Annotated in this window: 15 protein-coding genes and 1 pseudogene; all 16 read right to left on the reverse strand. The window is 67.9% G+C overall.

From position 1 onward, the window contains the following. Positions 1–14 precede the first annotated feature (14 nt). The 16 genes and pseudogenes from DWG18_RS02125 to DWG18_RS02200 all read right to left on the reverse strand — a co-directional run bounded on the left by DWG18_RS02125 (position 15) and on the right by DWG18_RS02200 (position 15057). Positions 15–1817, reverse strand: coding sequence for a chemotaxis protein CheA (locus tag DWG18_RS02125; RefSeq protein ID WP_240318575.1), 1803 nt, complete (start codon positions 1815–1817; stop codon positions 15–17). Between the two features lie 18 nt (positions 1818–1835). Then, positions 1836–2453 carry a protein phosphatase CheZ gene (locus DWG18_RS02130; protein ID WP_115644965.1) on the reverse strand — a complete coding sequence of 206 codons (618 nt, stop codon included), beginning with the start codon at positions 2451–2453 and terminating at the stop codon, positions 1836–1838. Then, positions 2450–2842 carry a chemotaxis response regulator CheY gene (gene cheY, locus DWG18_RS02135; protein ID WP_115644967.1) on the reverse strand — a complete coding sequence of 131 codons (393 nt, stop codon included), beginning with the start codon at positions 2840–2842 and terminating at the stop codon, positions 2450–2452. Before cheY ends, DWG18_RS02130 begins: the two co-directional genes overlap by 4 nt. A 182-nt stretch (positions 2843–3024) precedes the next feature. Beyond that, positions 3025–3798: an RNA polymerase sigma factor FliA gene (locus tag DWG18_RS02140; protein WP_115644969.1), complete on the reverse strand. Its 774-nt coding sequence runs from the start codon at positions 3796–3798 to the stop codon at positions 3025–3027. A 2-nt stretch (positions 3799–3800) separates the two neighbouring features. Then, complete coding sequence (locus DWG18_RS02145; RefSeq protein WP_115644971.1) at positions 3801–4676, reverse strand: MinD/ParA family protein; 876 nt, start codon at positions 4674–4676, stop codon at positions 3801–3803. Next, complete coding sequence (locus DWG18_RS02150; RefSeq protein WP_115644973.1) at positions 4663–6573, reverse strand: AAA family ATPase; 1911 nt, start codon at positions 6571–6573, stop codon at positions 4663–4665. The genes DWG18_RS02145 and DWG18_RS02150 overlap by 14 nt, the downstream gene beginning before the upstream one ends. A 389-nt stretch (positions 6574–6962) precedes the next feature. After that, positions 6963–9026, reverse strand: coding sequence for a flagellar biosynthesis protein FlhA (gene flhA / locus DWG18_RS02155; protein ID WP_240318576.1), 2064 nt, complete (start codon positions 9024–9026; stop codon positions 6963–6965). Continuing rightward, positions 9023–10168 carry a flagellar biosynthesis protein FlhB gene (flhB, locus tag DWG18_RS02160; RefSeq protein WP_115644977.1) on the reverse strand — a complete coding sequence of 382 codons (1146 nt, stop codon included), beginning with the start codon at positions 10166–10168 and terminating at the stop codon, positions 9023–9025. Before flhB ends, flhA begins: the two co-directional genes overlap by 4 nt. A 9-nt stretch (positions 10169–10177) precedes the next feature. After that, positions 10178–10966, reverse strand: coding sequence for a flagellar biosynthetic protein FliR (gene fliR, locus DWG18_RS02165; protein ID WP_115644979.1), 789 nt, complete (start codon positions 10964–10966; stop codon positions 10178–10180). 67 nt (positions 10967–11033) lie between these two features. Continuing rightward, positions 11034–11417 carry a hypothetical protein gene (locus DWG18_RS02170; RefSeq protein ID WP_115644981.1) on the reverse strand — a complete coding sequence of 128 codons (384 nt, stop codon included), beginning with the start codon at positions 11415–11417 and terminating at the stop codon, positions 11034–11036. Between the two features lie 64 nt (positions 11418–11481). Then, positions 11482–11751, reverse strand: coding sequence for a flagellar biosynthetic protein FliQ (locus tag DWG18_RS02175; protein ID WP_115644983.1), 270 nt, complete (start codon positions 11749–11751; stop codon positions 11482–11484). A gap of 2 nt (positions 11752–11753) precedes the next feature. After that, a complete protein-coding gene (gene fliP / locus DWG18_RS02180) occupies positions 11754–12614 on the reverse strand; it encodes a flagellar type III secretion system pore protein FliP (protein ID WP_240318577.1) in 861 nt (286 codons plus the stop codon). After that, positions 12611–12925 (reverse strand): annotated as a pseudogene (gene fliO / locus DWG18_RS15670) (flagellar biosynthetic protein FliO); the annotation flags it as partial. The gene fliP and the pseudogene fliO, both read right to left, overlap by 4 nt. Before the next feature lie 290 nt (positions 12926–13215). After that, positions 13216–13545 (reverse strand): flagellar motor switch protein FliN, encoded by a 330-nt coding sequence (fliN, locus tag DWG18_RS02190; protein WP_115644987.1) that lies wholly within the window; start codon positions 13543–13545, stop codon positions 13216–13218. Positions 13546–13549: 4 nt separating this feature from the next. Continuing rightward, positions 13550–14545: a flagellar motor switch protein FliM gene (fliM, locus tag DWG18_RS02195; protein WP_115644989.1), complete on the reverse strand. Its 996-nt coding sequence runs from the start codon at positions 14543–14545 to the stop codon at positions 13550–13552. An 11-nt stretch (positions 14546–14556) separates the two neighbouring features. Beyond that, entirely contained in the window at positions 14557–15057 is a 501-nt protein-coding gene (locus DWG18_RS02200; RefSeq protein WP_240318578.1) for a flagellar basal body-associated FliL family protein, read from the reverse strand. Positions 15058–15252 lie beyond the last annotated feature (195 nt).

Consider the following 15252-nt stretch of genomic DNA (forward strand, 5'->3'; position numbering starts at 1 on the left):
CGCGGTCGCGGCGATCAGCCGTTTACGACTGCGCGCCGCGTGCGCACGCCGGTGTCGTGCAGTGAATCGACGTCGAGGATCAACGCCATGCGGCCGTCGCCGATGAGGCTTGCGCCCGCGTAGCCGGCGAGGCCGCGCAGCGTGCGGGGCAGGGCCTTGATGACGACTTCCTCGCGGCCGCGCACGCGGTCGACGAGCAGCACGAAGCGCTGTTCGCCGGCCTGCAGGACCACGCCGGTCGCAGCGCCCTTTTCGGATGGGTCGAGGCCCAGCCAGGTGCGCAGGTCGAGTACCGGCGTCGGTTGTTCACGCAGGTCGAGCACGCTCTGGCCGTCGATCCACATGGCGTTGCCGCCGGTGTGCGCGAGCACTTCGACCACGCGCACCAGCGGGAGCGCGTAGACGTCGCCGTCGATCTCGACGAGCAGCGTCGGCAGGATGGCGAGCGTCAGCGGCACCTTGATCGCCATGCGCGTGCCGCGACCAATCTCGGACTGGATCTGCACGGTGCCGGCGAGTTCGCGGATCTTGCTCTGCACGACGTCCATGCCGACGCCGCGACCGGAAAGATCGCTGACTTCCGCCTTGGTCGAGAAGCCCGGCAGGAAGATCAGCTGCAGGCATTCGTCGGCGCTGAGGCGTGCAGCGGCTTCGGCGTCGATCAGGCCCTTGCGGATCGCGCTTTCGCGGATCTTGTCGGGATCGATGCCGGCGCCGTCGTCGCGCACTTCGATCATCACGTGATCGCCTTCCTGCTGCGCGGAAAGACGCACGTTGCCCTGTTCGTTCTTGCCCGCGGCGCGACGCACGTCCGGCGCTTCGATGCCGTGGTCGATCGCGTTGCGCACCAGGTGCACCAGCGGATCGGACAGGGCTTCGACGAGGTTGCGATCGAGTTCGGTTTCCGCACCGATGACTTCGAGTTCGACCGACTTCTTCACCTGACGCGCCACATCACGCGCCAGTTTCGGGAAGCGCGAGAACACGCGGCCGACCGGCTGCATGCGCGCCATCATGACCGCCGACTGCAGGCGCGATGTCGCGGCGTCGAGCGCGGTGACGGCGCGATCGAGGTCTTCGTCGCGAAGGCGCGGGCGGATCGTCTTCAGGCGATTGCGCGCCAGCACGAGTTCGCCGACGAGGTTGACCATCGCGTCGAGACGGCGCACGTCGACGCGCACTGTGGTCTCGCCGGCATCGTTCGCCGCCGGGCTGCGACGACCGCCCGCAACGGGTTCGGGACGCGCGATCTGGGCAGGAGAGGGCGCAGGGGCGACCGCTGCCGGTGGCGGTGCTTCGGACACCTCCACGGCGCCGGGAAGCGCCCCCTTGCCATGGAACGCATCGAGCAGTGAATCGAAGTCGAGATCGTCGAGATTGTCGGGCAGATCACTCGCGGCGATGACCGTTGCAGCCGCGGCAGCGTGGCCGCGTCCATCGACATGCATGCTGTCGATCAGTCCCTGCGGAACGTCCGGCAGCGCGCGGCCCTGGCCGACGCATTCGAGCATGTCGGCGAGCAGGTCGATCGCCTGCTGCGCGCCGTCGAAGGCGAACGCATCGAGCGGCTGCGAACCGTTGCGCGCGACATCGAGGCGATCCTCGACGGCGTGGCACAGCGTCACCATCGGCGGGAAGTCGAGGAAGCCCGCGCCGCCCTTGATGGTGTGGAAGCCGCGGAAGACGGTGTTGAGCGCGTCGCGATCCTCGGGCGAACGCTCGAGGACCACCATCTGTTCGCCGAGCTGATCGACGATCTCGCGGGCTTCGACGAGGAAGTCCGCGCAGATCTCGGTCATGCCTTCGGTTGCGCTCATACCGTCAGGTTCCGTGCGTTACAGGCCGAGCGACGACAGCAGCTCGTCGGCGTTGTCCTGCGTCGCGGGCGACGGGTCGATGCCCGTCACGGCGGGGCCGTGGCCGCGATTGGTGTTGAGATGCAGTGGCTCATGTGTGCCGACGATGTCGCCGAGACCGACGTGCACCGCGCGAACGAGTTCGACCACGCGCAGAATGATCTGCCCCGTGAGGTCCTGATACCCCTGAGCGATCGACATCTCGGAGAAGCGCGAACGCAGGCCGGCGAGCGCGGTGCGCTGGTCGTCGGTTTGCGGCTCGGGCAGCGCGTTGAGCAGGCGGCCGCATTCGTCGATCAGGTCGAGCGTGCGCATGCTCGAGGATTCTGTGAGCTGCACGACGTGCTCGAGACGCGCGCAGGCGTCGGGCAGCGATGCCGCGCCGGCGCCCCGACCGTCGTCGCCAAGGGCGACGGCGAGTTCACGCGCGAGACGCACGATGCCCTGCACCAGCGGCTGCGTGCGCCACGAAACGAGACCATCGATGGCAGCGCGGCAGGCCGCATCGTCACCGCTCTCGATCGCGCGTAGCGCCGACTGCAGCGTTTCGACGATGGCGTCGCGCTCGGGCGAAACGACCGCGACCGCGGCGTTCATGCCGCGGCCTCGATGCGCTCGAAGATCTTCGCCAGCTTGTCCTGCAGCGCACCGGCGGTGAACGGCTTGATGACGTAACCGTTCACGCCCGCCTGCGCGGCTTCGATGATCTGCTCGCGCTTGGCTTCCGCGGTGACCATGAGCACCGGGATCTTCTGCAGCGCGGCGTCGGCGCGGATGTGCTTGAGCAGGTCGATGCCCGGCATGCCCGGCATGTTCCAGTCAGTGATCACGAGGTCGAACTTGGCCTTGCGCAACTCGACGAGCGCGCTGTTGCCGTCTTCGGCTTCGGTGGTGTCGAAAAAGCCGAGGTCGTTGAGCAGGTTCTTGACGATACGGCGCATCGTCGAGAAATCGTCGACGATCAAAATCTTGATGTTCTTGTCCATGGACGGGTTCCGGGCGGTCCTTGGGGAGCTATCGGCTCGTGGGGGAAGTTCTTGAATCGCGCCGCGCCGACTTTGAGGGGCGGGGCGCTGCAGCGCTTCGCAGTCCGAAGGGGGTGCGCTCGCGCAACTGCGAAGCGCATCACACCGCGGCGGCCGGACGTCGACGCCGGCCCGCACAGCGCTTACGCGTCGACGTGCTCCGACGCCGTATCACGCCAGTCGCCGAGGCGACCGCGCAGGCGCAGCATCGCCTGGCCGTGGATCTGGCAGACGCGCGATTCGCTGATGCCGAGCACCGCGCCGATCTCGCGCAGGTTCATCTCCTGCTCGTAGTAGAGCGACAGCACCAGCTGCTCGCGCTCGGGCAGGTTGCCGATCGCCTCGCCGAGCGCCTGGCGGAACACGGTGTGCTCGAGTTCGCGCGCCGGGGTGACGTTGCAGCTGGCCGCGAGGCGCGGTTCGCCGTCGAAGTCTTCCATCTGCTCGTCCAGCGAGAGCAGCTGGCCGCGCGAGGCGTCTTCGAGCATGTGGTGGTAGTCGTCGACCGACACGCCGAGCACTTCGGCGATCTCCGCCGAATTCGCCGCGCGACCGTTCGCCTGTTCGACCTGGCGCGTCGCCGCGACCACGTCGCGATAGCGGCGATGCACGCTGCGGGGCACCCAGTCGCCGCGACGGATCTCGTCGATCATCGAGCCGCGGATACGGATCGAGGCGTAGGTCTCGAACGCGGCACCCTGGTCGGCCTGGAAGTTCTTGGCGGCCTCGATCAGGCCGAGCATGCCGGCCTGGATCAGATCGTCGACTTCCACGCTCGCCGGCAGTCGCGCCGCGAGGTGGTGCGCGATGCGGCGCACGAGTTCACCGTGGCGCACGACAATGGCGTTGGCGTCGAACCCGTCGCTCGCGCTGCGGGTCTGCTTGTAGGCGTTGGCCTTCACTGCAGTGGCGGTCATGCTCATGCGGTCGCGCTCCGCGCCGTCGGAATCAGGCGTTCCATGAAGAATTCGACGTGGCCGCGCGGGCCCGCCGGCGTCTGCCACTTCTCGGCGCGCTTGGCGATTTCGCGGAAGGCCATCGCCGAGGGCGCGGCGGGGAACGCGTCGACCACCGCTTCCTGGCGCTGGATCGCGCGTCGCAGCCATTCGTCGCGCGGAATCGCGCCGAGGTAGTTCATCGTCACGTCGAGGAACTTCGACGTCACGCGTTCGAGCTTGTCGTACAGCTGGCGGCCTTCGCTCGGATGACCGACCTGGTTGGCCAGCACCTGCACGCGGGTGACACCGCGCTCGCGCGACAGCACCTTGATCAGCGCGTAGGCATCGGTGACCGATGCGGGTTCGTCGCAGACGACGACCACCACATCCTGCGCGGCCTGGCAGAACGTCAGCACGCTGTCGGCGATGCCGGCGGCGTTGTCGACCACCATCACGTCGATCGGCATGTCGAGCTGCGAGAACGCGTGCACCAGGCCGATGTGCTGCGCGGGCGTGAGTTCGGTCATGTGGCGCTTGCCGCTGGCGGCGGGCACCACGAGCAGGCCGTTCGGACCTTCGATCAGCGTGTCGGCGAGTTCGCAGCGGCCGGCGAACACGTCGCTCAGCGTGAAGCGGGGCGACAGGCCGAGCATCACGTCGACGTTGGCGAGACCGAGGTCGGTGTCGAGCAGCAACACGCGCTGACCCGAGTTCTGGAGCGACATCGCGAGGTTGACGCTCACCGACGTCTTGCCGACGCCGCCCTTGCCACTCGCGACCGCGATAACGCGGACCGGACCGGCGGGATCGTTGGCGGAGGCCATGCGCGTGGCGGCGATGGGATCAGGCGACGACATGGCGTTCCTCGGTGGCGAGCGGGTTGTCGGCGGCGCGACGGAGTTTTTCGATCTGGAGCACGAGTCGCGAGGCATCCGCGGCTTCGAGGTCGGCCGGCACCTGCTGGCCTGCCGTCGTATATGCAAGGGACAGACCATGCTTGATCGCGACGGACACCGCACCGCCGAGGCGACCGGTTTCATCGAGCTTGGTCAGCACGACGGCTTCCGGCGCGGCCATGCGGTAGCGGCGGACCGCTTCCGACATGTCCTGCTGCTGCAGGTTGGCCGGCAGCACGAGCAGCGAGCGCAGGTTGCGCGTCGCGCGCAGCCAGGTGACCTGGCCGAGCAGCGCCTTGTCGCGCGCCGCGTAGCCCGCGGTGTCGACGAGCACGAGCGGGTAGTCGACGAGCTGGTCGAGCGCGTCGGTCAGGCCTTCGGGGCCTTCCGCTTCGCAGACGGTGATGCCGAGCTTGCGACCGAGCGCGTGCAACTGCTCGCGCGCACCCGGACGTTCGACATCGGTGGTGACGAGCGCGACGTCGCGGGCGCGATGGCGCTGCGCGAAACGTGCGGCGAGCTTGGCGAGCGTCGTCGTCTTGCCGGCGCCGGTCGGGCCGATCAGCGCGAACACGCCGCCGTCTTCGAGCGGTTCCGAACGCGAAATGGTGAGCATGCGCGCGAGTTCGGCGAGCAGCGGCGCCTTGACCTTCGCCGGCTCGAGCTTGGGATCGATGCGCGACGCGATGGTCTGCGCGAGCGTGTCGTCGATGCCGTAGGCCTGCAGTGTTTCGAACGCGAGCGCACGCGCCGGCGAACCGCGCAGGCGCTCGAGGCCGAACTGGCCCATCTGGCGCTCGATCATCTGGCGCATCGAGGCGAGCTCGTTGCGCATCGCGACGATGGTCGGATCTTCGGACTGGTTGACGACGAGCTGCAGCGTCGGCGGCGCAGCGACAGTGACGATCCGCTGCGGCGCAGCGGCGACGACCGGAGCCGGCGCCTGCACCGCGGCCATCTCGGCGAGTGGATCGAACGCGTCGACAAAGTTTTGCGGTTGGCGGGGCACGGCAACCGGTGCGGTGGTGACGAGTTCGGCGAAGGTCGGCTCGGAGGTCGCGATGGTTTCGATGATCGGCGTGACGACCGCGACCGGCTCGACGGCCGGGGCCGGCGTCGCGGCGACGGGCGCCGGGATCTCGACGATCTCGGCGTCGATCGGTGCCGCCGTTTCGACGGCGGCGACCGGCACTTCGATCACGTCGTCGAGCGATGCGGCGGCTTCGACGTGCGCCTGGGCGCGCGTCTGCACGTATTCGGCTTCGGCCTGCGCCATCTCGGTGGCGCGCGCACTGAAGGTGGCGGTCGCTTCCTCTTCGTCGGTGAGGCGACGGAGCAGGGCGCGGAAGTCGTCGCCGGCGCGGGGGGCTTCGACGTGCTCGGGCTTCGGCAGCGGTGCGGCTTCGACGGCGGGCGTCGACTTGCGCAGGAAGGCCGACAGTGCGGGCGCCGGCTTTTCGGCGTCGGCCATCGCCGTGCGCGCGCGCTCGGCCAGGGCGCTGCGCGTGGCCGCAGCCTGCGGCGTGTTGCCGGCGAGCGCGGCGATCATCGCGTCGGCGCGGGAGATTGATTTCGGCTCGGCCGGCGCGGCGGCGACCGCTTCGAGCGCGCGGGTCGGCAGGGACGCCGTGGCGAAGGCGGGCAGCGCGTCGAGCGCGGTAGCCGGACGCTCCGGTTCCTCGGCGGCGTTGCGCAGCGCCTGCTGCACCAGCGCCTCGTCGTAATCGGTAGCGGCGACGATCTCGATGCCACCGTGCACCGGCTTGTTCGACAGGATGACGGCGTCGGGGCCGTGCTCCTCGCGCACCATCTTGAGCGCGGTGCGCATGTCGGGGGCTACGAAACGCTTGATTCTCATTGCGTCGGTCTCGAAACGTGTGGCCGGTGGCTGACGTGAGGAGATGTGCAATGGCCGTGCCAGAGGGCTACGACGGGAAAGCGTCGGACTTGAGCGGCAGTCGCAGACGATTTGTGCGACGTGGGTTGCGGTTTTCGGGCGCAAGGGGCGGCTGCCTCGCTGACTGCGCGCCGCGGCAAGGGATCGTCGCCGTGCGGGTGCTCGCGGAATCGGACGGTCGCCGCCAGCGTTCGTGACGCGACGTCTCTGCCCGTCAGCCCAGCGTCGGGAGTCCTATGTGACGGGGTGGCTCATCGGCGGTCGTGCCGCCGACTTCCGCGCCTGTTCGAATTCCCGCCCGCCGCGGAACGGCGACGCCCACGCGGCGGTGCCGCGTAAGCGCGCACTGCTCAGCCGATGGAACCGACCAGCCGGAGACGCTTGTCTTCCGGTACCTCGCCATACGCCAGCACCGCGAGCTGCGGGACGCTGTGGCGAACCAGCCGGGCGATCGACGTGCGGATGGTCGACGGCACCAACAGCACGGCCGGCTCGCCTTTGCCCTCCTGACGACTGACACAGTCGCTGAGGTTCTGATGCAGGCGCTCGGCCAGGCCGGGTTCCAGCGCGGCGCCCTGGCCGCTCACCGAATCCTGCAGCACGCGCTCGAGTTGCGGCGCCAGCGTGAACACCGGCAACTCCGCGTTGAGTCCGTTGAGTTCCTGCACGATGAAGCGGCCGAGCGCGGTGCGGACGACGCCGACCAGCTGCGCGGGATCCTGCGTCATCGCGCCGTGCTCCAGCAGCGCTTCCACGATCTGCCGCATCTGCCGCAACGGCACCTTCTCGAGCAGCAGCGACTGCAGCACGCGCACGATGGTCGAGAGCGGCAGCAGTTTCGGCGTCAATTCCTCGACGAGCTTCGGCGACTGCTTGGCGACGTTCGCCAGCAGCTGCTGCACTTCGTCGTGACCCAGCAGTTCCGACGCCTTCTCGCGCACGAGGTGCGAGAGATGCGTCGCAACGACGGTCGCGGGATCGACGACCGTGTAGCCCAGCGACTCGGCATGCGCGCGCTGCGTCGGCGCGATCCACACCGCGTCGAGCCCGAACGCGGGATCGCGCGTGGGAATGCCTTCGAGCTGTCCGAACACGCGGCCCGGGTCGAGCGCCATTTCGCGATCGGGTTGCAGCTCGCCATTCGCGACCGGCACACCGTGCACCATGATCCGGTACGCGTTCGGCGCGAGTTCGAGGTTGTCGCGCACGTGCACCGCGGGAATCAGGAAGCCGAGGTCCTGCGTGAGCTTGCGACGCACGCCCTTGAGGCGCGCGAGCAGTTCGCCACCCTGCGTCTTGTCCACCAGCGGAATCAGGCGATAGCCGACCTCCAGCTGCAGCGGCTCGACCGGGCGCAGTTCGTCCCAGGTGAGTTCCGCATTCGGGGACGGCGCCGGCGCATTGCCGAGTGCGTCTTCAACCGGCGGCGCGACCTCGGCCTGCTTCGCGTTCTTGTTCATGCGCCATGCGACGTAGCCCATGCCGGCGGCCGCGATCAGGAAGAACATCGGCATGCCCGGCACGAGACCGACGAGACCGAGGATGGCCGCGGAAACGGTGAGCGCGCGATGGTGACCGAACACCTGCTTCTTCACCGTGTCGCCCATTTCCTGCTCGGTGGTCGCACGCGTGACGAGCATGGCCGTCGCAGTGGACACCAGCAGCGCCGGCAACTGCGCGACCAGGCCGTCGCCGATCGCCAGAAGCGAATACGTGCTCGCGGCCTGACCGAAACCCAGGCCGTGCTGCAGGATGCCGATCAGCATGCCGCCGACGAGATTGATGCCGAGGATGAGCAGGCCGGCGACGGCGTCGCCGCGCACGAACTTGCCGGCACCATCCATCGAGCCGTAGAAGTCGGCCTCGTTACGCACGTCCTCGCGACGCGCCTTCGCTTCCTCGCGCGTGAGCAGGCCGGCGTTGAGGTCGGCGTCGATCGCCATCTGCTTGCCGGGCATCGCGTCGAGGATGAAGCGCGCCGACACTTCGGAAATGCGGCCCGCGCCCTTCGTCACGACGACGAAGTTGATGATGGTGAGGATCGCGAACACGACCAGGCCGACGGCGTAGCTGCCGCCGATCACGAACTGGCCGAACGATTCGATGACGTGGCCCGCGGCGGCTTCGCCTTCGTGGCCGTGCAGCAGCACCACGCGCGTCGACGCGACGTTCAGCGCGAGGCGCAGCAGCGTCACCATCAGCAGCACGCTGGGGAAGATCGAGAACTCGAGCGGACGCTTGACGTAGACGACCGCCAACAGCACCACCAGCGACAGCGCGATGTTGATGGTGAAGAAGGCGTCCAGCACGATCGGCGACAGCGGCACCGTCACCATCGCCAGCATGCCCAGCACCACCAGCGGTGCACCGGCGCCACCTTTCAACGCCTGCATGATTCCAGCAGCGCGACTCATGCGTTATCTCCGACCGGATCCGGCGCACCATCGGCGCCCACGTCGACCTGCACCAGCTGCGGCATCGGCCCGCGCGACGGGTGCCACTTGCGCAACTGGAAGATGTAGGTGAGCACCTGCGCCACCGCGGCGTAGAGCTTCACCGGAATTTCCTCGTCGACCTTGCACTGGCGATACAGCGCACGCGCGAGCGGCGGCGCTTCGACCAGCGACACCTTGTGCTGGCCCGCGAGTTCGCGGATGCGCAGCGCCATTTCGTCCACGCCCTTGGCGACGACCTTCGGTGCGCGCATGCCGCCGGCTTCGTACTTCAACGCGACGGCGTAGTGCGTCGGGTTGGTGATGATCACGTCGGCCGTCGGCACCGCATCCATCATGCGGCGGTTCGCCATCTCGCGCGCCGCGTGGCGCATGCGCGCCTTCACTTCCGGGTTGCCGTCGGATTCCTTCGCTTCGTCGCGAAGTTCCTGCTTGGTCATCTTGAGCTTGGCGCGCCAGGCGAAGCGCTGGTAGGGCACGTCGATCGCGGCCAGTGCCGCGAGCGCGATGATCAGCGCCAGGAACAGGCCGAGCACGGTGTCGACGCCGTTGGCGACGGCCATTTCGAGCGACTGCTTCGGCATGTCCATCAGCCGCGACATCGAACCCTTGATGACGATCGCCGCGATGCCGCCGATCAGCAGCAGGCGCAGCAGCGCGCGCCCGAGTTCGGTGAGCGACTCCTTGCCGTACATGCGCGACAGGCCCGCCATCGGATTCAGGCGGGTGAGGTCGGCCTTGAACGCGGCGCCGGAAAAGCGCAGGCCGCTCATCAACGCCGGTGCGACGAAGCAACCGGCGAGCGCGGCGAGGATCAGGGGCGACACCTGCATCAGCAGGGCCGCACCTGTCTTCGCGGCGTATACCGGCAGGCGATTCGGATCGTTGATCAGGCTCGGATCGAACTGCAGCGCGTTGCGCATCCAGTCGCGCGAAGCCGCGCCGATGTGCGGACCGGTGATCTTCAGCGCCAGCGTCGCGCAGCCCAGCACCGCCACGTTCGCGAGTTCCTTGGAGCGCGGCACATCTCCGCGCTCACGGGCTTCCCGCAATCGCTTTTCTGATGGGGCTTCGGTGCGGTCTTCGTTGTCGGTCTCGGACATCGGAGCAGGTCAGCCGGTGAGGGCCCGGGCCGCCTCGAAGGCGTCGCCGAACAGTCGTTGGACAGGACCCTGCAATTCCCTTGCCAGCGCCATCAGCAGCACCAGCCCGACCAGCAGCGCGACCGGGAAACCCAGCGACATCGGGCTCAGCTGCTGTGCCGCCTTGGAGAGCACGCCGATGGCCACGTTCACCGCCAGCAGCGCCATCATCACCGGCAGTGCGAGCAGCAGGCCGGCACGCAGCGCGACGCCGAAGAATTCCGGCACGGCCTGCACGAACGCGCCCCAGTCGGGAATCGGCGCACCGACCGGCATCGAGTGGTAGCTGTCGAACAGCAGCTGGATCAGCGCGAGGTGGCCGTCGGTGGTGAAGAACACCAGGCCGAAGCTCAGGAAGAACCACTGGGAAATGACGGGCGACGCCGTGCCGCTGAGCGGGTTCGCCATCGTGGCGGACGCCAGTCCCATGCCTTGGCTGACCAGTTCACCCGCGACCTCGCCCGCCTCGAACGCGATGCGCAGCATCAGGCCGATCGCGACGCCCGTCGCGAATTCACGCCCGACCGCGAGGAACGTCGCCGCATTGACACCCGCCGGGGGCGGCGCGGGCAGCATCTGCGCCAGTGCGGCGGAAATCGCGATCGCGAGCACGAGTCGCGCCCGCGCCGGCACGCCGTGCCCACCCACCATCGGCAGCACCTGGATCGCCGCGCCAATGCGCAGCGCATACCAGAGCACGCTCGAAAGCATGCCGAACAGGTTCAGCCCGTCGGCCGTGGTGAGGGTGACAGCATCCATCGCGGACGTTGGATGCAAGGCGTGTTCCGCGGGTGCGCGGGTGGGCCGGATGAGCGGCCGTTTGGGGCTAGGGCTTCGTGAGCATCTCGACCACGACGGGATACCGCGCCTGACCCGGGACAAGCGGCGGCGGACGGAGCGTCAGTGCGGCGAAGGTGCGTGCAAAGCAGCGAGCGAGGGGGCTCGCCGGGCGGACGTCGATATTTGACGCACGGCCGCTTCGGTCGACATCCGCAACGAGCACGAAGTCACCGCCGCGTGCGGGGTCATTTCCCTTCGGCACACACGGCACGAGCGCGTGATGAATCGCTGGCACCATCGCGGTGTCGTAGATGAAGCCGGGGCGCGTGGCGACGGCTGCTTTTGCGGCGGTGATCCGCGCATCGAAGTCGGGCGCGGCAATCGCGGCGTTGCAAGCAAGCAGCGTGGAGCACAGCAGTAGCGTCTTCATCGGCGTCACCGAATGGAGTCGCGGCAGAGTGGCGTGTCGCAGCTGAATCGGCCTGCGACGAAGGTCAACCGATGAGCTGCGGAATCCGCGAAAACAGATCCGCCGTAAACGACACCAACCGCCCCAGCAGGAAGTGCCCCATCACCGCGATCGTCGCGGTCAAGGCAATCGCCTTGACCACGAAACCGATCGTCTGCTCGTTGATCTGCGTCGCAGCCTGCACCACACCCACTGCGACACCCACGCCGAGCACGGCGAGCAGCGGCGGCGCGCCCAGGACGAGGGCCATCTCCAGTCCCCGCGTGATTTCCGACATTGCGACTTCAGGCGTCATGGCTAACCCACCGGATTGAAGGAGCCGGCGAGCGAGCCGACCACGAGCACCCAGCCGTCGACGAGCACGAACAGCAGGATCTTGAAGGGGGCCGACACGATCATCGGCGACATCATCATCATGCCCATCGACATCAGCACGCTGGCGACGACAAGGTCGATGATCACGAACGGGATGTAGATCAGGAACGCGATCTCGAACGCCGTCTTGAGCTCGCTGGTGAGGAACGACGCGGCGAGCACGCTGAACGGCACGTCGTTCGGCGTCGCGTACGGGCCGGTGTGCGACAGGCCCGCGAACGTCATGAGGTCGGTGTCGCGCACCTGCGCCAGCATGAAGGCGCGGAACGGTTGCGACGCCGCGCCCCAGGCGGATTTGAAATCCATGTGGCCGTCGAGGTACGGCGCGATGCCGGCCGTCCATGCGTGATCGAACGTCGGCGTCATCACCATGAAGGTGAGGAACAGCGCGAGCGCGAGCAGTACCTGGTTGCTCGGCGTCTGACCGGTGCCGAGCGCCTGCCGCAGCAGGCCCAGCACGATGATGATGCGGGTGAATGCGGTGATGCCCATCAGCGCTGCCGGCAGCAGCGTGATGCCGGTCATCAGCAGCAGCACCTGCAGCGGCATGCTCACCGGCTGGCCGCCGACCTGGCCGACATTGATCGACGGTAGCGGCTTCGATGGCGTTGTGGCAGTGGCTGCCGATTGCGCGGTAGCGGCCGGCGCCTGCGTCGCAGCAGCGACCTGCGCGGTCGGTGCAGCCTGCGCGTGTGCGGTGTTGCCGAGCAGCGCGAACGCGAGACCGACGACGAGGGCGAGTGCGCACAGCGCGCGCATCAGGCGTTCGAGCGTGACGCTCATGACTTCTTACCGAAATGCTGCGCCAGCACCTGTGCGAACACGGACGGTGCCGTCGATTCGGCGACGGGCAGCGGATGCTCCAACGTGTGCAAGGTCCGTACCCCGCCCTGACCGACGCCGACCAGCAGCTGCTGGCCGCCGACGTCAAGCACCACTGCGCGCTCGCGCGGGCCGAGCGCGACGCTCGCCACCACCTTGAGTTGCGACGACTGGGTGCCGCGGTTCATGCCGGGCATGCGCTTGGCGAGCCAGCCGAGGCCGAGAATCAGGCCGATGACGAGCAGCAGCGAAAACACCGCGCCACCAATACTGCCGGCGTCCGTCGATGAATGCGTTGCGGGATGCGCGACCTGCGCGGTCGTGGTCGTGCGCAGGGGGAATGCGACCTTGTGCGGTGCATCGACGACCGGCGCCGAGGTCGTTGCTGCGGGCACCGTCACCGCTGCGCGTGTCGCAGGCGGCGTCGTTGCATTCACGGCCGTCGCATCCTTGGGCGTGGCTGCGGCCGTCGTCGGCTTCGCATCCGTCGCCTGCACGTTCGCCGCCGCCTGCACGGGCGCTGCGACTGTCACGAGCTCGTCCATGGCCGGTCCCACACCGCTCACTTGAGGCGCTTGATGCGCTCGGACGGGCTCACCACGTCGGTGAGGCGAACACCGAAGCGGTCGTTGACCACCACGACTTCGCCCTGCGCGATCAGCGTGCCGTTGACGTAGACGTCCAGCGGCTCGCCTGCGGCGCGCTCGAGTTCCACGACCGAACCCTGGTTGAGCTGCAGCAGGTTGCGGATCGGAATGCGCGCGCGGCCCACTTCCAGTGACAGCGTCACGTTGACGTCGAGGATGACGTCGAGATTGAGGTCGGCGCCCACACCGCCTTCGGCGGTGAGCGTTTCGAAAGCCGCGGGCGCGGCAGCGTCGGAAGGCATCATGGTGTTAGCCTAGGGAATCGAGGGGAATCAGCGACCGCGGCTGGTTCACGTGGGTGATCTTGATGGCGTTCTTACCGTTGTGCGTGCCGAATTCGCCGGCGAACAGCGACGTGCCTTCGACTTCCAGCGACAACTGCTTGGGCAGGTCGATCGGAATGACGTCGCCGACCTTGAGCTTGCTCAGCGCGCGCAGCGAAATCTGGCGTTCGGCAAGGTTGCTGCTGATTTCGACGTCGGCGTCCTGCAGCTGGTTGCGCAGTGCACGCGTCCAGTTCTCGTCCTTCTCGATGCGGTCGCTCTGCACGCCGGCGTCGAGGAGTTCGCGGATCGGCTCCAGCATCGAATAGGGCAGGGCGACATGCAGCTCGCCGCCGCCGCCTTCGAGTTCGACATGGAAACGGCTGACCGCGATGTACTCGCGCGGCGAAATGATGTTGGCGAAGTGCGGGTTGACCTCGGAGTTCACGTATTCGAACTCGACCGGCATCACCGGCGCCCACGCTTCGGTGAGGTCGGCGAAGGTCTGCTTGAGCAGGAGCTGGATCACGCGCATTTCGGTCGGCGTGAACTCGCGGCCTTCGATGCGCGTGTGGTACTTGCCCAGGCCGCCGAAGAAGTTGTCGACGGTGGTGAACACTAGGCGCGGTTCGAACACGATGATGCCGGTGCCACGCAGCGGCTTCATCTTGATCAGGTTGAGGTTGTTCGGCACCTGCAGCGAATGCATGTACTCGCCGAAGCGGATCAGGTCGATGCCGCGCACCGAGAGATCCGCGGAGCGACGCAGCAGGTTGAACAGGCCGATGCGCCACGTGCGTGCGAAGCGCTCGTTGATCATCTCGAGCGTCGGCAGCCGGCCGCGGACGATCTTGTCCTGGCTGGCGAAATCGTAATTGCGCGCCTCGCCCGGTGCGGCCGGCGGCTCGACTTCGATCGCACCCGCATCCACGCCGTGGAGGAGGGCATCGATCTCGTCTTGTGAAAGCAGGTCGGAGCTCATGCGCGGATCCCTTACTGGGTGACCAGGCTCGTGAAGATCACGGCGTCGACCTTGCCGGGCACGCCTTCGGTCTTGAGCACGCTGCGCACTTCGGCGAGCGCCTTTTCCTGCAGGCGTTCCTTGCCGCTGCGCTGCGCGAGCTGGTCGGCGGTCTGCTGGCCGAACAGCAGCAGCAGGCGATTGCGGATGGCGGGCGCCTGTTCCTGCAGCGCGGCCAGCGTTTCCGGGTCGCGCGTGGCGAGCTGCACGTCGGCCTGCAGGTAACGCACGGTGTCGGTGTCGGCGAGGTTGACGACGAAGGAGGGATCCATCGCGAAGTACTGCGTCGGCAGCTTCTTGATGTCGGCCTTCTTCGCGTGCGCGGCGCTGGCGGTCCACCACCACGCACCCGCGCCACCGCCGCCGAGCAGCAGCACGGTGGCGGCGACGATGACGATCAGCTTCTTCTTGCTCTTCTTGGGCGCGTCGGCGGCTTCGGGGGCGGCGGCCGGGGCTGGGGCTTTGGCGGACACGTCGAGACTCCAGGGGTACGCCCGCATCGTGCAAGGGGCGTGCCGGGACGCTGGAGGCGATCTTGACGAGGTTTTGACGCCGGCCTGAATGGGCTCGCGTCGGAGAGTCGACGGGGCGCGTTCAGCCGGTGGCGAGCAGTGTCGGCCAGTCCGCCGCTCCGCGCTGCTCACGCTCGCTAAGTGCCGTGTAACTGC

Origin of the sequence: Lysobacter sp. TY2-98 (genome assembly GCF_003367355.1) — a bacterium.
GTDB lineage: Bacteria > Pseudomonadota > Gammaproteobacteria > Xanthomonadales > Xanthomonadaceae > Cognatilysobacter.